This is a genomic window from Agathobaculum butyriciproducens, assembly GCA_003096535.1.
GTDB classification, from domain to species: domain Bacteria; phylum Bacillota; class Clostridia; order Oscillospirales; family Butyricicoccaceae; genus Agathobaculum; species Agathobaculum butyriciproducens.
The window spans coordinates 48,092-73,220 of sequence record QEKJ01000006.1 but is presented as its reverse complement, the minus strand read 5'-3'; the positions used below and the strand labels follow the sequence as shown (position 1 = coordinate 73,220).

General features: G+C 56.7%; 21 protein-coding genes and 1 other annotated feature. Of the genes, 16 read left to right on the top strand and 5 right to left on the bottom strand.

Translation table 11 applies throughout. From position 1 onward, the window contains the following. Positions 1-168 precede the first annotated feature (168 nt). Positions 169-1,506: an MATE family efflux transporter gene (locus tag C7386_RS06645; RefSeq protein WP_252197204.1), complete on the bottom strand. Its 1,338-nt coding sequence runs from the start codon at positions 1,504-1,506 to the stop codon at positions 169-171. A gap of 78 nt (positions 1,507-1,584) precedes the next feature. After that, positions 1,585-2,010, bottom strand: a complete 426-nt coding sequence (locus C7386_RS06640; RefSeq protein WP_110437078.1) for a MarR family winged helix-turn-helix transcriptional regulator — start codon at positions 2,008-2,010, stop codon at positions 1,585-1,587. A 943-nt stretch (positions 2,011-2,953) separates the two neighbouring features. Between C7386_RS06640 and C7386_RS06635 the strand changes: the two genes are divergently transcribed. Further along, positions 2,954-3,313, top strand: coding sequence for a VOC family protein (locus tag C7386_RS06635; RefSeq protein WP_116705112.1), 360 nt, complete (start codon positions 2,954-2,956; stop codon positions 3,311-3,313). Between the two features lie 195 nt (positions 3,314-3,508). Here C7386_RS06635 and C7386_RS06630 read toward each other — a convergent pair whose 3' ends face one another. Together C7386_RS06630 and C7386_RS06625 are read right to left on the bottom strand one after the other, a co-directional pair. Continuing rightward, positions 3,509-3,847, bottom strand: coding sequence for a DUF4363 family protein (locus C7386_RS06630; protein ID WP_116705111.1), 339 nt, complete (start codon positions 3,845-3,847; stop codon positions 3,509-3,511). Continuing rightward, entirely contained in the window at positions 3,844-4,521 is a 678-nt protein-coding gene (locus C7386_RS06625) for a DUF421 domain-containing protein (protein ID WP_158576144.1), read from the bottom strand. The genes C7386_RS06630 and C7386_RS06625 overlap by 4 nt, the downstream gene beginning before the upstream one ends. A gap of 185 nt (positions 4,522-4,706) precedes the next feature. Beyond that, positions 4,707-4,956, top strand: a binding site (T-box leader). Between the two features lie 107 nt (positions 4,957-5,063). On the opposite strand from C7386_RS06625, the gene ilvB reads away from it, so the two are divergent. The 6 genes from ilvB to C7386_RS06595 all read left to right on the top strand — a co-directional run bounded on the left by ilvB (position 5,064) and on the right by C7386_RS06595 (position 12,420). Next, on the top strand, positions 5,064-6,728 hold the full coding sequence (gene ilvB / locus C7386_RS06620) for a biosynthetic-type acetolactate synthase large subunit (RefSeq protein WP_116705109.1): 1,665 nt from the start codon (positions 5,064-5,066) through the stop codon (positions 6,726-6,728). Positions 6,729-6,741: 13 nt separating this feature from the next. Further along, positions 6,742-7,218, top strand: coding sequence for an acetolactate synthase small subunit (gene ilvN / locus C7386_RS06615; protein WP_116705108.1), 477 nt, complete (start codon positions 6,742-6,744; stop codon positions 7,216-7,218). 153 nt (positions 7,219-7,371) lie between these two features. Beyond that, positions 7,372-8,367 (top strand): ketol-acid reductoisomerase, encoded by a 996-nt coding sequence (gene ilvC, locus C7386_RS06610; protein ID WP_110437072.1) that lies wholly within the window; start codon positions 7,372-7,374, stop codon positions 8,365-8,367. 334 nt (positions 8,368-8,701) lie between these two features. Beyond that, entirely contained in the window at positions 8,702-10,363 is a 1,662-nt protein-coding gene (ilvD, locus tag C7386_RS06605; protein WP_227600625.1) for a dihydroxy-acid dehydratase, read from the top strand. A 393-nt stretch (positions 10,364-10,756) separates the two neighbouring features. After that, positions 10,757-11,245: an Lrp/AsnC family transcriptional regulator gene (locus C7386_RS06600; RefSeq protein ID WP_110437071.1), complete on the top strand. Its 489-nt coding sequence runs from the start codon at positions 10,757-10,759 to the stop codon at positions 11,243-11,245. Next, positions 11,239-12,420: a pyridoxal phosphate-dependent aminotransferase gene (locus C7386_RS06595; protein ID WP_116705107.1), complete on the top strand. Its 1,182-nt coding sequence runs from the start codon at positions 11,239-11,241 to the stop codon at positions 12,418-12,420. The genes C7386_RS06600 and C7386_RS06595 overlap by 7 nt, the downstream gene beginning before the upstream one ends. Before the next feature lie 109 nt (positions 12,421-12,529). Here C7386_RS06595 and pyrE read toward each other — a convergent pair whose 3' ends face one another. Beyond that, complete coding sequence (gene pyrE / locus C7386_RS06590) at positions 12,530-13,192, bottom strand: orotate phosphoribosyltransferase (protein ID WP_116705106.1); 663 nt, start codon at positions 13,190-13,192, stop codon at positions 12,530-12,532. Between the two features lie 251 nt (positions 13,193-13,443). Here pyrE and C7386_RS06585 point away from each other — a divergent pair, with 251 nt between their 5' ends. The 9 genes from C7386_RS06585 to pfkA all read left to right on the top strand — a co-directional run bounded on the left by C7386_RS06585 (position 13,444) and on the right by pfkA (position 25,128). Beyond that, positions 13,444-14,145 (top strand): DUF2461 domain-containing protein, encoded by a 702-nt coding sequence (locus tag C7386_RS06585; RefSeq protein WP_116705105.1) that lies wholly within the window; start codon positions 13,444-13,446, stop codon positions 14,143-14,145. After that, positions 14,142-14,810, top strand: a complete 669-nt coding sequence (locus C7386_RS06580; protein ID WP_116705104.1) for a 3'-5' exonuclease — start codon at positions 14,142-14,144, stop codon at positions 14,808-14,810. Before C7386_RS06585 ends, C7386_RS06580 begins: the two co-directional genes overlap by 4 nt. Further along, positions 14,807-15,112: a hypothetical protein gene (locus C7386_RS06575; RefSeq protein WP_116705103.1), complete on the top strand. Its 306-nt coding sequence runs from the start codon at positions 14,807-14,809 to the stop codon at positions 15,110-15,112. Before C7386_RS06580 ends, C7386_RS06575 begins: the two co-directional genes overlap by 4 nt. Positions 15,113-15,166: 54 nt before the next feature. Continuing rightward, complete coding sequence (locus C7386_RS06570; RefSeq protein ID WP_318261220.1) at positions 15,167-16,510, top strand: AI-2E family transporter; 1,344 nt, start codon at positions 15,167-15,169, stop codon at positions 16,508-16,510. Positions 16,511-17,724: 1,214 nt separating this feature from the next. Beyond that, positions 17,725-18,639 carry a UDP-N-acetylmuramate dehydrogenase gene (gene murB, locus C7386_RS06565; protein WP_110437063.1) on the top strand — a complete coding sequence of 305 codons (915 nt, stop codon included), beginning with the start codon at positions 17,725-17,727 and terminating at the stop codon, positions 18,637-18,639. A gap of 60 nt (positions 18,640-18,699) precedes the next feature. Then, complete coding sequence (rapZ, locus tag C7386_RS06560) at positions 18,700-19,557, top strand: RNase adapter RapZ (protein ID WP_116705102.1); 858 nt, start codon at positions 18,700-18,702, stop codon at positions 19,555-19,557. 52 nt (positions 19,558-19,609) lie between these two features. Next, positions 19,610-20,503 carry a DNA-binding protein WhiA gene (whiA, locus tag C7386_RS06555; RefSeq protein WP_116705101.1) on the top strand — a complete coding sequence of 298 codons (894 nt, stop codon included), beginning with the start codon at positions 19,610-19,612 and terminating at the stop codon, positions 20,501-20,503. A gap of 1 nt (position 20,504) precedes the next feature. Continuing rightward, positions 20,505-24,023, top strand: coding sequence for a DNA polymerase III subunit alpha (locus C7386_RS06550; protein ID WP_116705100.1), 3,519 nt, complete (start codon positions 20,505-20,507; stop codon positions 24,021-24,023). 130 nt (positions 24,024-24,153) lie between these two features. After that, positions 24,154-25,128 carry a 6-phosphofructokinase gene (gene pfkA, locus C7386_RS06545; protein WP_116705099.1) on the top strand — a complete coding sequence of 325 codons (975 nt, stop codon included), beginning with the start codon at positions 24,154-24,156 and terminating at the stop codon, positions 25,126-25,128. Position 25,129 lies beyond the last annotated feature (1 nt).

Below are 25,129 nucleotides of genomic sequence, written 5' to 3'. Positions count from 1 at the left end.
AGGTCTGCGGGGCAGACCTCTTTTTGTTTTACGTTCATGGGTAAAAATTGAGAATTGAGAATGGAAAATTAAAGATATGGCGCTGCGTGGGCGACCACTGGTCCCCCCTGCGGCAGTGTTGGTGAATGGTTAGGGATGGCACACGTTGAACCATCACATTCATCTCCATTATGGATGCTGCTCCAATCCGTGCCGAATCCTTCTCCAAACCACGCACGACAGCGCAATAGTGACATAATCCGTGATGGACTGTCCGAGAACTGCACCATTCAGACCGAAAACCGCATTCAGCAGATACAGCAGGGGAATGAGCAGCAGACCCTGCCGCAGCACGGACAGCGCGGTAGCCGGAAGGGCGCGTCCGACCGACTGCATACAGTTCATATTGACGAACAAAAAACCGATGAACGGGCCGGACAGCATGTAGGCGATCAGCATCTGCACGCCGTATGTAATAACGCCGCTGTCGTCTACGAACAGGCCGATGATCGGCTTGCGCAGGAAGAAATAGAGCGCGGTTGCCGCCAATCCGACAACAAAGCAGCACAGCTTGGTAAAACGCTCGGTATCGGCAAAACGCTTGATATCACCCGCACCGTAGCTGTAACCGAAAATCGGCTGTACACCGTTTGCAAGGCCCATTTGCAGGAAGGTGATGAACATATTCGCTTTGAACACGATGCCGATCGCCGCAACGGGCGCGTTGCCGTAGGCGACCAGAATCAGGTTGAGCACAATGGTTGAAACACACATCAGCGCGGAGAAAATGGCGGTTGGAAAGCCGGCAGAGCACACGCGCACGGCAATGTGCGTGCCGCAGAGCGCGTCCTTCGGCGCAAGCGAAAACCGCCGCGACTTTTTGAGAAAATACCACAGGTAGTACAGCGCCGCAAGCATATTGCCGATGGTGGTTGCAATGGCTGCGCCTGCCGCGCCCTGTCCCAGACCGGAGACGAAAACCGGGTCGAGTACGATGTTCGCAATCGTGCCGATCATGCTGCCAATCATGGCCTCCTTGCTCGCGCCTTCCGCACGCACAACGAAGCTGGCTGCCGCCGACCAGATGACGAACGGTGCGCCGAACGCGATGTAAACCGTGTAGCCGCGGGCAAACGCAAATGTGCTTGCGTCCGCGCCGAACAGGTGCAGGATGGGCGCGGTGAAGCACAGCAGTACGGCGGCAAACGCTGCGCCGACGACCAAGCTCGCCCATGAGATGAACGAGGAGATTTTCTTCACGCTTTGGTGGTTGTTCTCGCCGAGCGCGACCGAGATTATCGCACTGCCGCCCATGCCGAACATGTTGGCGAACGCCATCAGCAGGATGAAGATCGGGTTGGTCAGACTGACGGCGGCTACCTGCAGGGCATCGCCGGTCTGTCCGACGAAAAAGGTGTCCGCCATGTTGTACACCACGGTGACAAGGCTGCTGATGACGCTCGGAATCGCCATTGCGGCTACTGCACGAGGTATCGGCGCTTTGCCGAGGAGAGTATCATTATCCAAATTGTTCACGTTCCTTACTTTGGAAATTTAACGATTGTTCCCATCGAAGCGGCAGGACAGCCCGCCCTGCGGGAATGGTTAATCGTTTTTTTCAAAATTTGAAAGCATTTTCAGCCCGATCCGCATAAATGTGTCCCGCTCCTCGGGCGAGATGCCACGGAGCAGCATGGCTTCGGTCTCCGTAATCTCCTGCAGGCAGGCGGGACGGAAGGCTTCGGCTTTTTCAGTGCAGACAATGCACTTGCGCCGTGCGTCCGCAGGATCGGGTTCGCGGCGGATGAGATCGGCAGCCTGCAGGGTCTGCAGCATTTCGGTTGCGGTGGAAGGCCGCAGGCCGAATTCCTGTTCGACGTCGCGCTGTACAAGCGGGCGCTTTTGGCTTTCTATTAAAATATAGTTGAGTATCTGACCTTTGGTGCCGCTGATGTGAATGCGCTTTTGCGTTTCCGCCGACCGGCGGCGCAGGCAGTTGGATAGCTTGTTGATAAGCCGCCCGGTATCCATGAAATCACCTCGCCTAATTACTTCGTTTCCTAAGTAATATTGTAGTCGGTGATTGCGGAATGTCAAGAGGGAATTTTACTGCTTGCCCGGGGAGATGGGAGCCGTCCGGACGGCTCCTTTTTCCTGCACCGGATGACTGGGGAACACGAACTGCCGCAGGCGGGTTCGCCCCTAACGGACGGGAGGTATTCGCTTGAAATCAAGCGGAGAGTTGCGCTCTGCGGAGCACGGGAGAGTGCGGCGCCCGCTGCGGGGGCAAAAAGGAAGGGACACCTGCGGTTTCCCTTCCTCTTTGGACTCCTACCTTTCCCTTGTCAGTTAGTCTGGCGCAGATTGCCGACATGTGACCGCTGCGAAATGGGGGAACGGCAGAGGATTTTTTCTTCCGTGTCTTTCTCGACTTATTCGCAGTGTCAGATACATTACTGCTACACCTGCGGTTTCATCTTTGCAGGCGCAACATACCCGTGTCGCGCAACTCTTTAACACGTTATAACGGATGACACCTGCGAATTTAGGCGTTCGGTACAATCTATCCTCGCAGGCCCTGTCTATCATAACGCGCTTACGAATCGTGCGGCACTGTTATGCCGCACCCAGTGTAGAGTTGCCCGCCTGTGTAGCAGAATAATGGTATCTGACGCTGCGAATACGCGGATACATGAGCGCACGCAGTGCGTCTCTGCGGAAGAAAAAATCCTCTGCCGTTCCTCTATTTCGCAGCGGTCACATATCGGTAATCTGCGTCAGACCCTCTAAGGAAGAAGGATGATTCACAAGAAGGAGAGAACCTTGGTTCTCTCCTTCTTGTGCCCCTGCCGGGCAGGCAGGATTCCGCTTGCTTCGTAAGCAACAAATCACCATTTCAGCAGAAACTTTCCTATTGACAGCCTGTCGCAGAGTTTTATACAATAAAACAAAACAACGAAACGAGGTGTCTGCTATGCACATCCACCATTTAGCGCTCCGCGTGCGCGATTTCGAGAAATCGCTGCATTTTTACCAGACGCTCACCGAGTTGAAGATTCACACGCAGTTCTCCGCGAACGGCGGCAGCATTGCTTATCTGCAGAACGCCAACGGCGAAACCCAGCTGGAGCTGATCGGCATGCCGGAGGGTGAGACCGTCAAGGCGTCCGGTATGTTCCTCTGCTTCGGTACGGAGGATATCGCCAGTGCGCATGAGCGTGCCGTCCTGCACGGCATGAATCCGTCCGATATCCGCCAGCCGGAGCCGGACGCGCGCTACTTCTACGTTTACGATCCGGACGGTCTGTCCGTGCAGGTGCGTGAATACCGTTAAGGGAATACCGCATAATTGAACAAGAGCGATTTGCGAGCAAATTTTGCGTACTGACGAGGCGCAGTTTTGCGGTAATACTTGATGTATTACCGTGAAACTTCGGCAGCGCGGACGGAACTCGCGCAAGGAACCGAAGCCAAAGTCAGGACACAAAATTTCCGCAAAGCGCCGCAGCTTTAATTGTGCGGTGTTGCCTTAAAACAGATTTTTAAGCGTCGGACGCTGCACCTCCGGCAAATGCCTCAGCTGAGCGAGCAGCTCTGCGCGGTCAAGCGAAAATTCGTCCGTCAAGCCGTTTTGCTGTGCGGCAAGCATACGGTCAAACAGCCGGTCAGCCTGATCAATCTCGCTGTGCAGCAGCAGAGCGCCGAGCAGGGTCTGTGCTGCGTCCCATGTCTCCTGCGCTTCATTCAGGCGGTCGTTCTCTACTTCGAGGGCGACCGCCTGTGCCGTGTTATCCACGGCTCTTACGCTCCATACACTGCCGAGGATGAGCACGGTACACAGCACGGCAGCCGTCAGCAATCGCTTCATGCACGGCCCTCCTTTTTCTGCAGGAACGTGTTGCCGCAGTCGTCGAGCGTCATCAGGAACACATCCTCGACCGCGATACTCTGGTTTTTCAGCCGCCGCTCGATATCCGCAGGGGAGAGGTGCAGCAGCTCGAGCGAGCGCGAAACCATCTTGCCGTCCGACACGACAACGAGCGGCAGACCGGTATCCTTGGGCGTAATGCCGAGCATTTCCGCCGTGACCGGCTGCTGCGGCTGCTTGAGGATAACCGTCAGCGTGCCGTCCGGCTCGATGACGCCGTATTTCACATCGGACACGGCTGCAACGTTTTGTTTGCGGAGTGTTTCTATCACCTCGTCGGTCGTCAGCCGCATTTGCCGCAGTTTGCCAATATCGAGCTGTCCCCTGCGAATGATGATGGCCGGCTGACCGTTCAGCAGCCGCCGGAATCTGCGGCTTTTGAGTGCGGCGAAGCTGAGGAAAATCTCGAGCACCACGAGCGTGGCGATCGGCACCAGACCGGAGAGCAGCGGAATTCCTAAATCCTGCATGGGCACAGCCGCCAGATCGGATACCAGAATGGTAACGACCAGCTCGGACGGGTCCAGCTCGCCGATCTGCCGTTTCCCCATCAGCCGCACGGCGCAGATGACCGCACAGTATAAAATCAGCGTGCGCAGCAGCGGCACTGCCATACGACTGCACCTCCTTTGTTTGTGAAAATAGCACAGTTTACCGGGGCGAAAACTGTACATGTTTGGCATTGTGTAGTATGGCGAAAAAACAAAGAAATATGCACGACAGTTTTCGCATATTTGCAGTCGGAAAGACGTTGACATTCTGAGAAAACGCCTTTATAATATAAACAACATTCAAAAAGATACAGGCTGCGAACGGAAAAGTAGCGTCCCGGACCCATGATAGAGAGCTGTCGGCTGGTGTAAGACAGTGGGAAACGGAAAGTGCGAAAGTCCTCCGGGAGCCGGATTGCTGAAATGAAATGAAACAGGGTTCAGTGTAAGCTATCCCGCATGATCTGCGTTAAACGATCGGGTGAGTGGTCATGCCGCCGAATAGGGCAGTGTGGCAAAAAGAGTGGTACCGCAGAGTTTTTGGTCTTTGTCTCTTTGTGAGACAAGGGCTTTTTTGTTTATACGGTATCTTGCGGCAATCGTTATCCGGCTGCTGCATAAGTATGTATGCTATGTTGAAATGAGAGAAAGGAGGCGGATTCGCAATGGTAAAGAACGGCGCAGAGATTCTGATCGACGCACTTGTAGAGCAGGGAGTTGATACCATTTTCGGTTATCCCGGCGGTGCGGTTTTGAACATCTATGACGCACTTTACAAAAACAGCGACCGCATTCGACATATTCTGACCGCGCACGAACAGGGCGCAGCACACGCAGCGGACGGCTACGCCCGTGCGACCGGCAAGGTAGGCGTCTGCCTGGCAACGAGCGGACCGGGTGCGACCAACCTCGTAACCGGTATTGCTACCGCGTATATGGATTCCATCCCGATGGTTGCCATCACCGGCAACGTCGGCACCAGCCTCATCGGCCGCGACTCCTTTCAGGAGGTTTACATTGCCGGCATCACCATGCCGATCACCAAGCACAATTTCGTTGTCCGTGATGTTGACGAACTCGCTGACACCGTGCGCGATGCGTTCCGCATTGCTGCTTCCGGACGTCCGGGTCCGGTGCTGATCGACATCCCGAAGGATATTACCGCCGCTAAGTGTGAGTTTATCCCGAAGGGCAAGGTTGAGATCAACGAGACCTACGAGATTTCGGACGAAGAGCTGCAGACCGTAGCGGATATGATCGCCGCCTCCGAGCGTCCGATGATCTATTACGGCGGCGGTGTTGAAACCTCTGACGCAGGCGACATGCTGCTGCAGCTGCAGCGCAAGGCGGATATTCCGTCGGCGCACACCATGATGGCCATCGGCTGCATCCCGGATACCGAGCCGCTCAGCCTCGGCATGATCGGTATGCACGGTACGGTTTCTGCCGCATGGGCGGTTGAGCGCTGTGACCTGCTGGTCTGCATCGGCGCCCGCTTCTCCGACCGCGTTGCGACCAACACCAAGCGTTTTGCACCGTCGGCGAAGGTTATCCACGTTGACATTGACAACGCGGAGATCAATAAGAACATCGGCGTTGATTATGCCATTGTTTCCGATGCGGAGACCTTCCTCGAAAAGGTTATGCCGTATATCAAGGAGGCAAAGCACGACGCATGGCGCGCGCAGATTGCCGAGTGGCAGACAAAGCTCGACTATGTGCCGAAGGACGACGAGAGCGTTATCCATCCGCACCAGCTGCTCCGCACAGTTGCGGAGGAGACCCCGGAGGACACCATTATCGCAACCGACGTTGGTCAGCACCAGCTTTGGAGCGCGCAGTACAACGGCCGCAAGCACGTTCGTCAGTTTCTGACGTCCGGCGGTCTGGGTACGATGGGCTTCGGCTACGGCGCGGCTCTCGGCGCACAGGTGGCCTTCCCGGACAGAACGGTTGTCCACATCACGGGCGACGGCTCGTTCCACATGAACCTTAACGAGATCTGCACCGCGGTTTCCTATAATCTGCCGGTGATCACGATCATTATGAATAACCGCGTGCTCGGCAACGTGCGTCAGTGGCAGACCATGTTCTATGGCAGCCGCTACTCGCAGACCGACCCGCACCGCAAGACAGATTACGTCAAGCTGGCCGACGCCTTCGGCGCACGCGGCTTCCGTGTTTCCAATATCGCCGAGCTGCGCGACGCGCTGCGTGAAGCGATGAAGCGTACCGGTCCTGTGCTGATCGACGCACAGATCGACAAGGACGAGCGCGTCCTGCCGATGATCCCGGCAGGCGGCACGGTTGACGATCTTGTAACGGAATAAGGAAGGAGAAATTATGGAAAAGTATATCCTTTCTGTCACCGTACAGAACAACGCCGGTGTTCTGGCCCGCGTATCCAGCCTGTTTGGCCGCCGCGGCTACAACATCGACTCGCTGACCGTTTCGGCCACGACTGATCCGAAGGTTTCCTGCATGTCTATCATCGTGCAGGGCGACCATATGGTGCTTGAGCAGATCATGAAGCAGCTGGCAAAGCTGGAAGAGGTCATGCATGTTGTACACCTCGAAGAAGACAGCTCCTGCTGCAGTGAGCTGGTGTTCGTCAAGCTGCATACGCCGGACGTGAGCGTTCGAAATGATATCCGCCAACTGTGCGACCTGTATGGCGCGCGCGTGGTCGATACGCAGGAGAGCGAAATGATCATCGAGCTTTCCGAAGTGCCGAGCCGCATCGATGCCTTCCTCGACGTCATCTCGAACTTTAAGATCCTCGAGATGAGCCGTTCGGGTGTTACGGCAATTGAAAAATAATTTTGGTTAATTAGGAGTTGGAAATTGGGACTGAAAAGCGCTGCCGCGCCGGAGAAATGTTTTATAACCGGGGAGGAAGCACCTTGCAATCACTGATTACTGACTGCTGATTCATATAATTGACTCTTTATAAATTTTTAGGAGGAAATAAAAATGGTAAAGATGTTTTATGACGCAGACTGCAACCTGTCTCTGCTCGACGGCAAGACCGTTGCAATCATCGGCTTTGGTTCCCAGGGTCATGCTCACGCAATGAACCTGAAGGACTCCGGTGTACACGTTGTAGTAGGTCTGCGCCCGGGCTCCAAGCACGAGAAGAAGGCTAAGGACTACGGTCTGGAGGTTATGACTCCGGCTGAGGCTGCAGCAGCAGGCGACATCATCATGATGCTGACCCCGGACGAGAAGCAGGCTGACATCTACAAGGACGTTATCGAGCCGAACCTGAAGCCGGGCAACGTACTGGCTTTCGCTCACGGCTTCAACATCCACTTCAAGCAGATCGTTCCGCCGGCTGACGTTGACGTTATCATGATTGCTCCGAAGGGCCCGGGTCACATCGTTCGCCGTACATACGAAGAGGGTCAGGGTGTACCGGATCTGGCTTGCGTATATCAGGACGCTTCCGGCAAGGCTATGGACATCGCTCTGGCATACGCTTGCGGTATCGGCGGCGGCCGTGCCGGCATCATCGAGTCCACCTTCAAGACCGAGACCGAGACCGACCTGTTCGGTGAGCAGGCTGTCCTCTGCGGCGGCGTTTGCGAGCTGATGAAGGCTGGCTTTGAGACCCTGGTTGAGGCTGGCTACGCTCCGGAGAACGCTTACTTCGAGTGCGTTCACGAGATGAAGCTGATCGTTGACCTGATCAACGAGGGCGGCTTCGCTAAGATGCGTTACTCCATCTCCGACACCGCTGAGTACGGCGATTACCGCACCGGCAAGCGCATCATCACCGAGGAGACCCGCAAGGAGATGAAGAAGATCCTGCGCGAGATCCAGGACGGTACCTTCGCTACCGAGTGGATTCAGGAGAACCGTGCAGGCGGCCGTGCCAAGTTCCTCGCTACCCGTGCTCTGGAAGCAGACACCGAGCTCGAGAAGACCGGCAAGAAGCTGCGCGGCATGATGAGCTGGCTGAAGAAATAATCTCGCGCTCCGCTTGAGACTATTTCTTATAGGGGGCTTCAAAAGCCCCCTATATATGACCAGCGGTTCCGTAGAAACCACTGGTCAATACCCCAATGACGCGCCCCACGGGCGCTGAGTCGGGGTGTAAAAAGTCAGGCGCATGTCCTGACTTTTTACGGCACACTTTGTGTGCCGAATGATTGCCGCAACCTTTGGTTGCGGTTAGACGTGAAGCATTTCGCGTGCTGATCGTCAGCTTTTAGTTACCCCGAACGGGCGGACGGATTTTCCCGTCCGCCCGTTTTTTCTATCAGGCAGTCTGCTGGACTGCTTTCAAAGGAGGAAAATCCCCGTGAGAAGAAGTGACAACATCACTGCAGGACCCGAGCGCATGCCGAACCGTTCGCTGCTGCGCGCCTGCGGTATGACCGACGAGGAAATGAATCAGCCGATCATCGGTGTGGTTTCGGCGTATTCCGAGATCATCCCGGGCCATATCAACCTCGATAAGATCGCGGATGCGGTTAAGGCAGGCGTTCGCATGGCAGGCGGTACGCCGGTGCTCGTTCCGGCCATCGGCGTATGCGACGGCATTGCGATGGGCCACATCGGCATGAAATATTCGCTGGCAAGCCGTGAGCTGATCGCGGACAGCGTAGAGACGCTGGCACAGGCGCACCAGCTGGACGGTCTGGTGCTCATCCCGAACTGCGACAAGATCGTTCCCGGTATGCTGATGGCTGCCGCTCGTCTGAACATTCCGTCCATTCTGGTTTCCGGCGGCCCGATGATGGCAGGCCATTTCGGCGGTGAGGAGGTATCCCTGTCCAAGACCTTCGAGGCGGTCGGCGCTTACAAGGCCGGCATGATGGACGAGGCAACGTTCTACGAGGCCGAGTGCAATTCCTGCCCGGGCTGCGGCTCGTGTGCAGGCATGTACACCGCAAACTCGATGAACTGCCTGTCCGAAGCGATCGGCATGGCGCTGCCGGGCAACGGCACGACCCCGGCGGTTTCGGCTGCCCGTATTCATCTGGCAAAGCACGCCGGCATGAAGATCATGGAGCTGATCGAGAAGGACATCAAGCCGCGCGACATCCTCACGCCGGCAGCATTCCGCAACGCGCTGACCTGCGAGATGGCGATCGGCTGCTCGACCAACTCGGTTCTGCACCTGCTGGCAATCGCAAACGAAGCAGGCGTTCCACTGCAGCTTGAGACCCTGAACGAACTGTCCGGCAAGGTGCCGAATATCTGCCATCTGGCTCCGGCAGGCCCGCATCACATTGAGCAGCTTTACATGGCAGGCGGCGTTCCGGCCATCATGAAGGAGCTGACCAAGCGCGATTTCCTCGACCTGTCGCTCATCACCTGCACCGGCAAGACGGTCGGTGAGAACCTCGAAGGCGTTGTCAACAAGAACCCGGAGGTCGTTCGTCCGCTCGAGAATCCGTATTCGCAGACCGGCGGCATCGCTGTTCTGTGGGGCAACATCGCAAAGAACGGCTGTGTTGTCAAGCGTTCGGCTGTTGCACCGGAAATGATGGTGCACGAAGGTCCGGCACGCGTGTTCGACTGCGAGGAGGACGCAATTTCCGCCATCTACAACGGCAAGATCGTGCCGGGTGATGTTGTTGTCATCCGCTACGAAGGCCCGAAGGGCGGTCCGGGCATGCGCGAGATGCTCAACCCGACCTCTGCGCTGGCCGGCATGAAGCTGGATACCACGGTTGCGCTCATCACCGACGGCCGTTTCTCCGGTGCGTCCCGCGGCGCATCCATCGGCCACGTTTCGCCGGAGGCTGCTTCCGGCGGCGAGATCGGTCTGGTGCAGGAAGGCGATATCATCTCCATCGATATCCCGAACAGCAAGGTAAACGTAAATGTTTCCGACGAGGAGCTGGAGGCACGCCGTGCCAAGTACGTTCCGCGTGAGCCGAATGTCAAGTCCGGCTGGTTGTACCGCTACTCGCGTCTGGTCACCTCTGCGGATCAGGGCGCTGTGGTTCGTTGATTTTGGCGTAATGAAAAGAAGTCCGAAAGTTTTTCGGACTTCTTTTTTGCTGAGTAATGGAGAATTGAGAATAGAAAATGGAGAATTAACTCGATGGTTTCATTTGTGTGAATGGATTGGGCAATTCATCGGCATCGGTTATCCCGTAGGGCGCACAGTGTGCGCCCGCATTGCCGTTAAATGGGTGTGGGCGAATAATGTTCGCTCCTGCGATGCAGTTCGTGAAAATTCGTTTGTGCGGTACACCGATTGCCAATCACGTTCATTCTCCATCCTCCATTTTCAATTCTCCATTCCGCAGCCGCAAAATTTCTGCTCCAAGCATAGACAGAACTGCACCGCAGTGCTATAATAAAGTAATTCTTAAAAAACGAAAAAGGGAGGTCATTTATTATGAAAAACCCTGAAAAGCTGCTTGATCTGCTGGCGCAGGATGCCCGCCTGACTCCGGCACAGCTGGCCGCGATGCTCGGCGAAAGCGAAGAGGACGTTGCTGCCGCGATCAAGGCCTACGAGAAGAATTCGACGATCCTCGGCTACAAGACCGTGGTCGATTGGGATAAAACATCCAAGGAGAGCGTAACCGCGCTGATCGAGGTCAAGATCACCCCGCAGAAGGGTATGGGCTTTGATGAGATCGCCCGTCAGATCTATTCGCACCATCAGGTGGAGAGCGTGTATCTGATGAGCGGCGGCTTCGATCTGACCGTTATCATCAAGGGACGCACCATGCGCGAGGTTGCCCGCTTTGTCTCCGAGCAGCTGGCGCCGATGGAGAACGTGCTGTCCACCGGTACGCATTTCATCCTCAAAAAATACAAGGACAACAGTGTGGAATTTGACCCGGCAGACAGCGATAAGAGAGAGGTCATGGCATGGTGAACTACGAGCAGATTCTCTCTGCGCGTGTAAAAGAGGTACAGCCTTCCGGCATTCGCCGCTTTTTTGAACTGGCGGCTAAAATGCCGCACGCGATCTCGCTCGGTGTGGGCGAGCCGGATTTTGAAACGCCGTGGCAGATTCGCCGCGCCGGCATTCAGTCTCTGGAAAAAGGACAGACCTTCTATACCTCCAACTGGGGTCTTGCCGAGCTGCGCAATCAGATTGCCGCGCTCGTGCGCCGCAAGTACCGCCTGTGCTACGATGCGGACAAGGAGATCCTTGTGACGGTCGGCGGCTCTGAGGCGATCGACAACACCATCCGTGCGATTGTCAACGTGGGTGACGAGGTGCTCATTCCGGAGCCGAGTTTTGTATGCTACAAGCCGCTGACGCAGATGGCAGGCGGTGTTCCGGTGCCGCTGCCGACCCGCGCGGAGGACCAGTTCAAGCTGACGGCGGACAGTCTGCGCGCCGCTATTACGCCGCGCACCAAGCTGCTCATCCTGCCGTACCCGAACAACCCGACCGGCGCGATCATGACGCGCGATGAGCTGCAGGCGATTGCGACGGTTATCAAGGACACGAATATCATCGTGCTGTCGGATGAGATTTACAACAGCCTGACCTACGGCCCGGATCGCCACGTCTGCTTTGCGGAGCTGGACGGCATGAAGGAGCGCACCATTGTTGTGGACGGTTTCTCCAAGTCCTATGCGATGACCGGTTGGCGTCTCGGCTGGGCAATGGGTCCGAAGGAGCTGATGCGCCACATCTGCAAGATTCATCAGTTCGGTATTATGTCCGCGCCGACGACCGCGCAGTTCGCGGGCATTGAGGCTATCCGCACCGGTGAGGACGACATCGAGCGCATGCGCGAGCAGTATGACCTGCGCCGCCGCTACCTGCTCGGCGAGCTGCGTTCCATGGGCCTTGAGTGCTTTGAGCCGCAGGGCGCGTTCTATATGTTCCCGTCGATCGAGTCCACCGGTCTGTCGAGTGACGAATTCTGCGAGAGACTGCTGCACGAGCAGGAGGTCGCGGTCATTCCGGGCAGCGCCTTCGGCGAGAGCGGCGAGGGTCATGTGCGTATTTCGTATTCGTACTCGATGAACCATCTGCGCGAGGCTTGCCGCAGGATGCGTAAGTTTTTGCAGACTTTGCAGGCGGAAAAGTGAGATAAAATGAAAGCACCGCCCGAAATGGGCGGTGCTTAGTGGAAAAAAGGCAAACAAAAAGAACGCTCCATCGAGCGTTCTTTTTTCTTATGCGATTGTGCCGCGATAGTTAAAATACGCAATACTGCTTCATATAAGCATCCATCAGCGGCAGCAGATGAGCATACTCCTCCTTATCCGCAAGATACTCGCGGATATCCTGCACGGTGACAAGTGCGTGCACCTTGATGCCGAACTCCTCGCCGACCTCCATAACAGCGGTCTTGCCTGGGTTCTGGCCGACCTCACAGCGGTTTACCGAAATGAACATATCGGTAACCTTCACATCTGCGCAGGCCTGCAGCACCGGCATGGTCTCGCGGATAGCGGTGCCTGCGGTGATTACATCCTCGATGATGATCACGCGGTCGCCGTCCTGCGGCTTGTAGCCGACGATATTGCCGCCTTCGCCGTGGTCCTTCGCCTCCTTGCGGTTGAAGAAGAACGGCTTGTCGATGCCGTAATTGCGGGCCAGCGCACCGGAAACCGAGGTAGCAAGCGGGATGCCCTTGTACGCCGGACCGAACATTGCGTCGAACTGATCGCCGACGGTCTCCTTGACCAGAGCTGCGTAAAACTCACCCAGACGGGAGTTCTGCAGACCGGTCTTGTAGTTGCCGGTGTTGACGAAATACGGGGTCTTTCGGCCGGATTTGGTTGTAAAATCGCCGAAGCGCAGTACGTCGGCACTCATCATAAATTCGATAAATTCCTTTTTAGCAGCAGTAAGCATGATCGTTCCACCTTTTTCTATCAATATACTTATCCTCAGTATACCAGAATTTTCGGCAGGGAACAACCCTTTCTGTCAAGCGGCGGTCAACAAATTGCACAAATACACAGGGAGATTAACGTGTTATGAACGGAAAACTGTCAAACTCCTGTTGCAGAAAATGAAAAAACGCGGTAAAATATACTTAGGTATTTCTATGCCTGAACGACGATTTACAATCGTCAAAAACAAAAAGGTGGCTAACAACACAAATGGCATTTCACGGTTTTTCCGCAGAAGGCGTGGATCTTCTGCAACTGAATCGTCTGCAAAACAGCAAAGAATTTTACGATGCACACAAGGACGAGATCAAGCGGTTATCCATCCGGCCCTTTCACGAACTGATCGCGGAAATGACGCCGGAGATGGTCAAGATCGACCCGCAGTTCGTCACTGTGCCGTCCCGCATGGTATCCCGCGTGCGGCGCGATACCCGATATACCAAGGATAAAACGCTCTACCGGGCGAACATGTGGCTGTTCTTCCGCAGAGCACGACGGGAACGCGAATCCGTTCCCGCATACTACTTTGAACTGCATCCCGAATACTGGGCATTCGGCTGCTGGGGCGCGTGGGGCAGAGGCGAAATGGAAGCGCTGCGCGAAATGATCCTCGCAGAAGACAGGCTGTTCCTTGACGCCTTTCGTGCGGTGAACAGCTGTCCGCAGGTGCACCTTGCGGGCGAGATGTACAAGCGCCCGAAATTCCCGGACGCAAAGCCGGAATATCAGGACTGGCTGAACCGCAAGGAGATCGGCGTGGATTACACAAACAGTGAGGACTTTGCTCCGGTGCTGGACGGCACGTTTGTTCCGTTCATGCTGAAGACCATGCGGCAGCTTGCGCCGCTGTACAGACTGCTGCTCGCGGCGAAGGAACGCGCAGACGCGGCCGGACGGGAGGCGCTGCAATGAGATATCTTGCACTGGATTTCGAGACCGGAAACGCCTCGCCGCTGAGCGCGTGCGCACTCGGCGCAAGCGTGTTTGAGGATAATCAGCTGGTAGATGAGAAAATCTCGCTCATCCGTCCGCCGGAATGCGTGGGCAAGTTCCACTGGGGCAATGTCCGCGTCAACCACATCAAGGAGAAGATGGTCGCGGACGCACCGTCGTTCGCCGAGGTGTGGGAGCCGCTCGCCGACATCGCGGAGGGCAGCGTCATCGTGTGCCACAACGCTATGTTCGATACGAATGTGCTTTGCAGCTGTCTGGCGCATTACGGACTGAAAATGCCCGAATGCCGGTACTTATGCACGGTAAAGGTGTCCAAGCGGGTATGGCCTGAGCTGGAAAATCATAAACTGGATACGGTATCCGCCGCGCTGCACATCGACCTGAACCACCACGAGGCCGGGTCGGATGCGCGGGCTGCGGGACTGATCCTGCAGGCGGCTCTGCGCAGGACGAGCAGCGCGGACGCCGACGCACTGGCAGAAAAAATCGGCATGCGGCTCGGCCGTATTTCCCCGATGGGGAAAACGCCGTGCAGCATCGCCGGGGCCCCCAAACCCAGGGAGCACAGGCGGACAGCGCGTCCGCGTAATACGGTAAAACGAAAAGGAGAGAACAAGCTATGAAAAACTATCTGGATAGTATTGACCGCGATGCACTGCGCAGCCGTGCCGAGCAGATGCTGCACACCGCAGGAAACGCTTGCGATCAGGCAGGACGCTTTATGAACACCACGACCGAAAAGATCCGCGGCTTCTCGCTCATCGAGTTCTTCATCTACGAGACCTGCCTGCTGTCGTTCGGTCTGTGGCTGGGCACCTGCTTCTCTAAATTCTTCAAGAAGTTCCGCGCGATCATCTTCGCAGCGTTTGCCGCAACGTGGCTGTACCTGCTGTGGCGCGTGTTCTTTGATGAGGATGAGGACTAAGCGTATTCAATCTTCATTTTCATTCTCTGACAGCTAACAGGAAGGAGTTTATTGTTGGAAGATCCCAATCAGGAAAAAAAGTCCCGGCTTGACCTGCAGCCGCACTATATTGAGTGGGGGCTGACTGCGTTAGGTGTCATTGTAGCCTGCGTACTGGTCGTGTTCGTGCTGTTCCGCATGACAATAATCTGGGGCGTAATCAAGAAATTTTTCAGCATCCTCAGCCCGTTTATCTACGGCTTTGTGATGGCGTACCTGCTCATGCCGGTGTTCAACATGCTGTACCGCAATCTGCAGCCGCCGATGTCGCATAAATTTAAAAACGGCACACGGCTTGCCAAGGGTTTGTGCAGTGCGCTGACGCTGGCCTTCGGTCTGGCGGTTGTAGGCGTGCTGCTGTGGATGGTGCTGCCGCAACTGGTCACGAGTATCACCTCGCTGGTAGACTCGATGGACCTGTATATGAACGAGATATCCGGCTGGGTGGCGTCGCTGCTGCACAACAACCCGGAAATTGAGCACAGCTTCATGCGCCTGTACGATCAGTTCTCCGCACAGATAATGAATTGGGCGCAGAATGACCTGCTGCCGCAGCTCGGCAACATGATGAGCGGCGTTGTTACGACCGTAAACGTGCTGATGAATCTGCTGATCGGTGTCATTATCGCGCTGTACATTCTCAACAGCAAGGACACCTTCTGTGCACAGGCGAAAAAGATGACGTACAGCCTTTTCGCGGTTGAAAAGGCGAATGCCATCATGGCGCGTGTGGCGCATATCCACCGCGTGTTCGGAGGCTTCATCACCGGCAAACTGATGGACTCGTCGATCATCGGCGTGCTGTGCTTTATCGGTATGCGTCTTATGATCTCGTTCGGCTGGATGACCATGCCGACATCGTACGCGCTCCTGATTGCGGTTATCATCGGCGTGACCAATATCATCCCGTTTTTCGGGCCGTTCATCGGTGCGATTCCGAGCACCATTCTGATCATGGTCATCAGTCCGGTGCAGGCGCTGTATTTCGTCATTTTTGTGCTGCTGCTGCAGCAGTTTGACGGCAATATCCTCGGACCGAAAATCCTCGGCAACGCCACCGGACTGTCGAGCTTCTGGGTCATGTTCGCCATTCTGCTGTTCGGCGGCGTGATGGGCTTCGCGGGCATGGTGGTCGGCGTGCCGCTGTTTGCCGTGCTGTACAGCATGTTGACCGAGAAGATCAATCATCTGCTGAAAAAGCGCGGTCTGTCCGTGGATACGAACGACTATCGCGGGCATAAGCGCATCGACCCGGAGACACACGCGTTCGTTGAAGCGCAGGAGACTATGCCTCCGGTGAGCGCAAAAGAGCGCCGCCGTGCGGCACAGCAGAAAAATCAGGAAAACAAAAACCAGTAATATGCGCAAAGAGGGACACTGCGAGGCAGCAGTGTTCCTCTTTTGCGTTCAGGTGCAGAATGGCAGAGTGTCGCTTGCGAAGCGAGGAAATCTTGCCTGCCCGGCAGGGGCACAAGAGGGTAGACATCTGCGCTGACGCCGCGCGGGCGCACAAGAGGGTAGACACCTGCGGTTTCCACCCTCTTGTGGATCACCCCTTTCCCTTGGATAGTCTGGCGCAGATTGCCGACATGTGACCGCTGCGAAAAAGGGAACGGCAGAGGATTTTTTCTACCGTAGGGGAGCACAGTGTGCTCCCATGCCGAAACCTATACGCAGTGCCAGATACCGTTCTGCTACACAGGCCGGAGAGCCTGCGCAGGCGCGGCATAGCAGTGCCGCGCAACTCTTTGGCACGTTGTAACGCACGGCACCTGCGAATTTAGACGTTTGGTACAATTTATTCTCGCAGACCCTGTCTATTATAACGCGCTCACGAATTGCGCGGCACGGTTATGCCGCGCCTGCGCAGAGTAGCCCGTATGTGTAGCAGTACGCTGTCTGTGAACTGCGAAAAGGCGGAGAAAGACACGCTGCGGTAACCCGACTGCCGTACTCCTTTTCGGAGCGGTCACATGTAGGTAATCTGCGCCAGATTAGGAAGCAAGGGAAAGGTAGGAGTTCAAAGAGGAAGGGAAACCGCAGGTGTCCCTTCCTTTTTGCCCCCGCGGCGGGCGCCGCAACGTTCCCGCCGTCCGCAGACGGCGAATCCCCTCGCTGAAGTTCAGCGAAAAACTTCCCGCCCGTTAGGGGCGAACCCGCCAGTGGCAGTTCGAGTACCCCGCTCAGCCGGTGAAGAAAAGGAGCCGCCCGGATAGGGCGAACACGCTGACGCAGTTCGCGTGCCCCAGTCAGCCGGTGCTGAAAAAAGCTGCCGCCCGGATAGGGCGAACCCGCCAGCGGCAGTTCGAGTGCCCCGCTCAGCCGGTGCCGAATAGAGAAAAATCCGATTTTTAACCGAAAAAATCTGCGGAAACCCGCTTGGACTGATTGCTTATCCCATTTGTATTTGCTATAATAAACAGTAAAGCAAAAAACAAAACGGCACGGCAGGACAAACTGGAGCCTGCTCCCGGTGCCGGACCTTCGATGCACCGCCGCATGACGCGGCCGGAATTCCGAGGGTATACTACTTAAACTTTTTTATATAGATTTTTTGGAGGATTAAACGCCTTATGGAGCATATTAAGGATTGCATCGCGGCATTGCGAGAGGCCGCACCTGAAATAGATATTGCAGAAAACGAACTCATGCGCCGCCATACTACGTTCGCCATCGGCGGACCGGCGGACCTGTTCGTGCAGCCGAAGACCCGCAGGGAACTGACCGCGGCACTTGCCGTACTGCGCGAGCGCAATATTCCGTTCCTGCTGCTCGGCAACGGCTCCAACATGCTGGTGGCCGATGCGGGCATCCGCGGTGCGGTTGTTTGCACATCCGAGCTGGATGAAGTCCGCGTAAACGAGGATAACACCGTCTCTGCCGAGGCGGGCGCGCTGCTCAGCCGCATTGCCCGCCGCGCACAGCGTTCCGGTCTGACCGGAGCCGAGTTCGCCGGCGGCATTCCGGGCAGTCTGGGCGGCGCGGTTTACATGAATGCGGGTGCGTATGACGGCACGATGGCCGGTATTGTGCAGGAGACCGAGTTCGTGGACGGCGAAGGCAATATTTGTACCCTCAAGGGCGATGAGCACGGCTTCGACTACCGCACGAGCGTGTTCCGCAAGCATCCGGACTGGACGGTGCTCCGTTCGACCATGCAGCTGCAGAACGGCGATTCGGCGGCGATTCTGGATAAGATGAACGATTTCGCGCAGCGCAGACGCGACAAACAGCCGCTCAATTTCCCGTCGGCAGGCTCGACATTTAAGCGGCCCGTGGGACACTTTGCGGGCCAGCTTATCGAGCAGGCCGGTCTCAAGGGCACGAGCGTCGGCGCGGCACAGGTTTCGGAAAAACACGCAGGATTTCTCATCAACCGCGGCGGTGCAACATGCGATGACATGCTGCGTCTGATCGAACTGGTGCAGAACAGGGTGCGTGAGCAGTTCGGCGTGGAGCTGGAGTGCGAGGTGCGCATCGTAAAATAATCAGCAGCGCCGCTCGGCGGCGTTATCACAGCAGAACCACAGGGCAGGGGGAAAGGTAACATGTATTTTTTGATCGTTTCCGGTATGTCGGGCGCAGGCAAGAGCCGCGCGGTCGCCACGCTTGAGGACTTAGGCTATTACTGCGTCGATAATCTGCCGATCTCCCTCATACCGCGCTTTGCGGAGATCTGTCTGGCGGCAACCGAACGCTATGAACGTGTGGCGCTCGTCACCGATGTGCGTGCAGGCGGCGATTTTCAGCAGCTGTTTGATTCGCTGGATTCGATCAAGAGCATGGGCTGCGATTACCGTATCCTGTTCCTCAACACGGACACGCCGACGCTCATCCGCCGCTACAAGGAGACGCGCCGCAAGCATCCGCTGATGGAAAAGGGCATGTCCATGACAGCCGCCATTGAAAAGGAGCGCGAAATGCTGTCCGGTCTGCGCGACCGTGCCGACTTTGTGGTGGACACCACCGGACTGTCTGCTGCCGGTCTGCGCGAACGTCTGCTGACGATGTTTTCCGGAACCGAGAGCGGAGAGGTGTTTGAGGTCATCGTACAGTCGTTCGGCTTCAAGTACGGCATTCCACCCGAGAGCGACCTTGTGTTCGATGTGCGTTTCCTGCCCAATCCCTATTATGAAATGAGCCTGCGCGAGCGCAACGGCACCGATCCGGAGGTGCGCGATTATGTGTTCCGCGGCGGTACGGCGGATGTGCTGATGCGATACCTGACGGGCATGATCGACTTTCTGCTGCCGCGCTATATCGCGGAAGGCAAGGCGAATCTGATTATCAGCATCGGATGCACCGGCGGCAAGCACCGCTCGGTCGCTATCACCGAGGCGCTGAGCGAACACCTGCGCAGGCAGGAATACGGTGTAGTAACCATGCACCGCGATTACCAGAGATAAACCCGCTTCGTTCCGGACAGGCGAAGCGTGCTGTACAGAACGGAGAGAATATATGTCTTTTTCAACCGAGGTCAAAAACGAGCTGTGCCGGGTATCCATGCAGCGCGCCTGCTGCACGCGTGCCGAGGTTTACGGCGCACTGCTCCATGCCTCGGTTTTTTCGCACAAGGAGATACGGCTGTCGGCGGAGAACATGACCGTTGTCCGCCGCTTGCAGGCGCTGCTGCAGCGCGCGTTTTTTGTTGAGTGCGAGCCGCAGAAGGCAGGCCGCAAGCAGCAGCTTGTGCTCACCGAACCGGCGCAGATCGGACGCGTGTTTGACGCGCTCGGCTACGACTGCAAGAGCCACATCACCTATCACATCAACCGCAATCTGCTCGAGGAGGACTGCTGCATTGCGTCCTTCCTGCGCGGCGCCTTCCTCATGGGCGGCACGGTCGCGGGACCGGACAAGAAAAGCCATCTCGAGCTGAAAACCACCCACCAGAGTCTGTCGGGCGAGGAGACAAGCCTGATGCTTGATTTAGGTTTATCGCCCAAGCAGGCACGGCGCGGCAGCGCGTATCTGCTGTACTTTAAGGACGGCGCAAGCGCGGAGGATTTCCTTACGCGCATCGGTGCGCCGCACGCGGCGATGGAGCTGATGCAGGCGAAGGTAGAGAAGAATCTGCGCAACACGATCAACCGGCAGGTCAACTGTGAGACCGCGAACATGATGAAGGCCGCCGATGCATCGGCACGGCAGATCGCGGCGATTCAGGCGCTGATCGACCGGCAGGGGGAGGATGCATTTCCGGGCAACCTGTGGGAGACTGTGCGCCTGCGTCTGGAATACCCGACGGACAGCCTGTCCGAGCTGGCGCAGCGCTTTGACCCGCCTATCTCCAAACCGGGACTGAGCCACCGCCTGAAAAAGATCATTGAGCTTGCGGAAAAGGAGGACTAAATTGGTACCATTTGCACATCTGCATGTCCACAGCGAATACAGCCTGCTGGACGGCGCCTGCCGTATCGAAAAGCTGGTGGACCGTGTGGCAGAGCTGGGGCAGACCTCTTGCGCGCTGACCGACCATGGCGTCATGTACGGCGTGATCGACTTTTACCGCGCCTGCAAGGCGAAGGGGATCCATCCGGTCATCGGCTGCGAGGTGTATCTGGCGCCGCATTCGCGCTTTGATCGCAGCTACATCAACGGCGAGTGGCACACGCACCTCATCCTGCTGTGCGAGAACATGACCGGCTACCGCAACCTCATCCACATGGTGTCGTGCGGTTTCTCCGAGGGCTTTTACATGAAGCCGCGTATCGACATGGAGCTGCTGCGCGCGCACAGCGAAGGTCTGATTTGTCTGTCTGCGTGTCTGGCGGGCGCGATTCCGCGTGCGCTGGCGGACGGTGATATGGACGGCGCGTATGACCTCTGCGAGCAGTTCCTCGATATTTTTGACCGGGAGCATTTCTACCTTGAAATTCAGGACCACGGCATTCCGCTGCAGCAGAAAGTCAATGAGGGTCTGTACCAGCTTTCCAGAGAGCTGAATATCGGTCTGGTGGCGACCAATGACGCGCATTATCTGACTAAGGCGGATGCGCGCATTCAGGACGTGCTGATGTCCATTCAGATGGGCAAGACCGTGGATGACCCGACCCGCATGAAGTTTGAGACGCAGGAGTTCTACATCAAGGACGCGGACGAAATGGCGGCGCTGTTTCCGGAGCACCCGGAGGCACTCGCCAACACAGTAAAGATCGCAGAACGCTGTCAGGTTGAGTTTGAGTTTGGCAAGTACCACCTGCCGGAATTCGATGTGCCGGACGGCTACACCTCGCTCGAATATCTGCAGAAGCTGTGCGATGAAGGCTTCGCAAGGCGCTATCCGAACGATGACGGCACCGTGCGCAAGCGTCTGCAGTACGAGATCGACATGATCGCCAAGATGGGCTTTGTCGATTACTTCCTCATCGTGTCCGACTTTATCGGCTACGCAAAAAGTCAGGGCATTCCGGTCGGACCCGGACGCGGCTCGGCAGCAGGCTCGATCGTGTCGTACTGCCTCGCTATCACCGACCTTGACCCGATTCACTATTCGCTGTACTTCGAGCGATTTTTGAATCCGGAGCGTGTCTCCATGCCGGATATCGACGTGGACTTCTGCTATGTTCGCCGTCCGGAGGTCATCGAGTACGTTACCCGCAAGTACGGCAAGGATCGCGTGGCGCAGATTGTCACGTTCGGCACGATGGCTGCCCGCGGTGCCATCCGCGATGTCGGCCGTGCGCTCAACATTCCGTACAACGATGTTGACGCGGTTGCCAAGCAGGTGCCGAACGAGCTGCACATTACGATCGACAAGGCGCTGACCATCAACGCGGAGCTGAAAAAGATGTACGACGAGCAGCCGCAGGTCAAAGAGCTTATTGATACGGCGCGTGCGCTCGAGGGCATGCCGCGCAACGCATCGACGCATGCGGCAGGCGTGGTTATCACCAAGGACCCCGTGGACACCTACGTTCCGCTGTCGCGCAACGGCGACCAGATGGTAACGCAGTTTACGATGGTGACCATCGAGGAACTCGGTCTGCTCAAGATGGACTTCCTCGGCCTGCGCAACCTGACCGTTATCGCGGACGCGGAAAAGCTGATTCGCCGTCACACGCCGGATTTTTCCATCGAGAACGTGGATATGAGCGACCCCGCGACTTACGAGATGCTCGGCAAGGGCTCGACCATGGGCGTATTCCAGCTGGAAAGCGCGGGCATTACCAACGTCGTTACCGGTCTGCGCCCGCAGTCCATCGAGGACATTACCGCAGTCGTTGCGCTGTACCGACCCGGTCCGATGCAGTCCATTCCGCGCTACATTGAGTGTCGTCACCATCCGGAAAAGGTAACGTACAAGCATCCGCTGCTCGAGCCGATTTTAAGCGTCACCTACGGCTGTATGATCTATCAGGAACAGGTTATGCAGGTGTTCCAGAGCCTTGCTGGTTACTCGCTTGGCAAGGCAGATATGGTGCGCCGCGCCATGAGTAAAAAGAAGATGAAGGAGCTGGAAAAGGAGCGCGTCAACTTCATTTACGGCAATGAGGAGCTGGGCATTGACGGCGCCATCAAGCGCGGCGTGCCTGAAGCTGTTGCGGCAAGCCTGTTTGACGAGATCATGGATTTCGCAAACTACGCGTTCAACAAGGCACATGCCGTATGCTACGCAGTCGTATCGTTCCGCACGGCGTACCTCAAATGCCACTACCCGAGAGAATATCTGGCGGCGCTGCTGACGAGCGTTCTGGATGTTTCGGATAAGATCTCCGAGTATATTCAGGCGGCGCGTGATATGGGCATCGCGGTGCTTCCGCCGGACGTAAACGAATCCTACGATGAGTTTTCGGTTGCAGGAGAGAATATCCGCTTCGGTCTGGCAGCCGTCAAGGGTGTGGGACGCTCGTTTATGAAGCAGCTTGTCGAGGAGCGAGAGGCGAACGGCCTGTTTACCTCGTTCCAGGATTTCTGCGAGCGCATGTATGACCGCGAACTCAACCGCAGAGCGCTCGAAAGTCTCATCAAGGCGGGTTCGTTCGATTCCATGCACTACTACCGCAGTCAGCTTTTGAAAATCGTCAATCCCGTAGTAGATGCCATTGCCCAGAACCGCAAGAAGAACATCGAGGGTCAGATGGACCTGTTCGGCATGGGCAACGACGAGGTGCGCGACACGCAGATTGCGATGCCGAACATTCCGGAAGTACCCAAGCGGGAACTGCTGGCGATGGAGAAGGAGACCACCGGTCTGTACCTCTCTGGTCACCCGATGGACGAGTATCGCAGCCTGACGCAGAAGGCGCAGGCGGCCTCCGTCAAGCAGATCATCGACGACCTGACGGGCGAGAGCAGCAGGCCGGTCTACAAGGACGGCATGACCGTCCGGCTTGCGTGTGTTATCACGGCGGTGCGTCTGAAATCGACCAGGAACGGCTCGATGATGGCGTATGTCACCGCGGAGGACGACACGGCGGCGATTGAGCTTGTCGTGTTCCCGCGTTCGCTGCAGCAGTGCGGCGCATACCTCACCGAGGACAGCGCAGTCCTGCTTACCGGTAAGATCGACGCACGAGAGGACGAGGCGCCCAAGGTGCTGCTGAACGAGGCGCAGCCGCTCACCGAGAGTGCAGTGGAGAGCCTGCAGCAGCCGAAAAAGGGCACGCAGAAGTCGGTCTACACCGATGCGCAGGCGGCAAAGCTGGCGCCGCAAAAGCTGTTCCTGCGTATTTCCAGCCTGCAGAGTGATGAATGGACGCAGATTAAAGAGGTTTTGTGCACACAGCCCGGTGATACGCCGGTCTATCTCTACCCGATGGACACGAAGAAAAAGACGCTCGCTGCCCGCCGGTACTGGTGCAAACCGGATATTGCATTTTTAACAAAATTACGCTTTCTCTTGCGCGAGGAAGATGTTATAATACAATAGGAGACTGTGTTTATCCTTGGGGAGAGAGACGGTTTCCGCAGAGGGAAACAGAACTGCAATACAGAGGTCAGTGCGGCATTGACCGTGCCGCCAAGAAAGAAAACAGAACCGACAACAGGGAGGCTTTATCATGGATAAACAAATTCGCAGAATCGGCGTACTTACCAGCGGCGGCGACGCACCCGGCATGAACGCACTTATTCGCTCGGTAGTCCGCAGCGCAAGCGCAAACGATATTTCCGTTCTCGGCATTCGCCGCGGTTACAGCGGTCTCATCAACGGTGACATCATCGAGATGGGTGCCCGCAGTGTAGACGGCATTATCCGCAAGGGCGGCACCATGCTGTACACCGCACGCTGCAAGGAGATGCTGACCGAGGAAGGTCTGCAGAAAGCGGCTGACACCTGCCGCTACCTCGGCATTGACGGCCTGATCTGCTGCGGCGGCGATGGTACATTCCGCGGTGCACAGGCGCTTTCCCGCAAGGGTGTTCCGTGCATCGGCGTTCCGGGTACCATCGACAATGATATCGGCTGCTCGGATTACACCATCGGTTTTGACACCGCCTGCAATACTGCGATCGAGTGCATCGATAAGCTGCGCGATACCATGCAGTCCCACGAGCGTTGCTCGGTCGTAGAGGTCATGGGCCGCCGTGCAGGTCATCTGGCACTGCAGGTTGGCTGTGCAGTCGGCGCGACCGCGATCTGCCTGCCCGAGCGTCAGCTGGATTTCGACACCGAGATCGTAGAGAAAATGCGTATCGGCCGTATCAAGGGCCGCAACCACCATATCATCATCGTAGCCGAGGGCTATGGCTCCGCACAGGCCGTTGCAGACCAGATTCACGAGGCTACCGGCATTGATACCCGTGTAACGATCCTTGGTCACATCCAGCGCGGCGGCTCTCCGTCTGCTATGGATCGTGTTATGGCGACTCGCATGGGCTATGCTGCGGTTCGTGCTCTGATGGAGGGCAAGGCCAATCGTGTTGTTGTTTCGGATAACAACATTGTTACCGATATCGACATTGAGGAGGGTCTGGCACAGAGCAAGGATCTGAACCAGTGCCTGTTCGAGGCACAGCAGACGGTTGCCATCTGAC

Coding starts and splice junctions, on each gene's coding strand:
- C7386_RS06640 (WP_110437078.1), bottom strand. CDS start 2,010: ATGGATACCGGGCGGCTTATCAACAAGCTATCCAACTGCCTGCGCCGC.
- C7386_RS06635 (WP_116705112.1), top strand. CDS start 2,954: ATGCACATCCACCATTTAGCGCTCCGCGTGCGCGATTTCGAGAAATCG.
- C7386_RS06630 (WP_116705111.1), bottom strand. CDS start 3,847: ATGAAGCGATTGCTGACGGCTGCCGTGCTGTGTACCGTGCTCATCCTC.
- C7386_RS06625 (WP_158576144.1), bottom strand. CDS start 4,521: ATGGCAGTGCCGCTGCTGCGCACGCTGATTTTATACTGTGCGGTCATC.
- ilvB (WP_116705109.1), top strand. CDS start 5,064: ATGGTAAAGAACGGCGCAGAGATTCTGATCGACGCACTTGTAGAGCAG.
- ilvN (WP_116705108.1), top strand. CDS start 6,742: ATGGAAAAGTATATCCTTTCTGTCACCGTACAGAACAACGCCGGTGTT.
- ilvC (WP_110437072.1), top strand. CDS start 7,372: ATGGTAAAGATGTTTTATGACGCAGACTGCAACCTGTCTCTGCTCGAC.
- C7386_RS06600 (WP_110437071.1), top strand. CDS start 10,757: ATGAAAAACCCTGAAAAGCTGCTTGATCTGCTGGCGCAGGATGCCCGC.
- C7386_RS06595 (WP_116705107.1), top strand. CDS start 11,239: ATGGTGAACTACGAGCAGATTCTCTCTGCGCGTGTAAAAGAGGTACAG.
- pyrE (WP_116705106.1), bottom strand. CDS start 13,192: ATGCTTACTGCTGCTAAAAAGGAATTTATCGAATTTATGATGAGTGCC.
- C7386_RS06585 (WP_116705105.1), top strand. CDS start 13,444: ATGGCATTTCACGGTTTTTCCGCAGAAGGCGTGGATCTTCTGCAACTG.
- C7386_RS06580 (WP_116705104.1), top strand. CDS start 14,142: ATGAGATATCTTGCACTGGATTTCGAGACCGGAAACGCCTCGCCGCTG.
- C7386_RS06575 (WP_116705103.1), top strand. CDS start 14,807: ATGAAAAACTATCTGGATAGTATTGACCGCGATGCACTGCGCAGCCGT.
- murB (WP_110437063.1), top strand. CDS start 17,725: ATGGAGCATATTAAGGATTGCATCGCGGCATTGCGAGAGGCCGCACCT.
- rapZ (WP_116705102.1), top strand. CDS start 18,700: ATGTATTTTTTGATCGTTTCCGGTATGTCGGGCGCAGGCAAGAGCCGC.
- whiA (WP_116705101.1), top strand. CDS start 19,610: ATGTCTTTTTCAACCGAGGTCAAAAACGAGCTGTGCCGGGTATCCATG.
- pfkA (WP_116705099.1), top strand. CDS start 24,154: ATGGATAAACAAATTCGCAGAATCGGCGTACTTACCAGCGGCGGCGAC.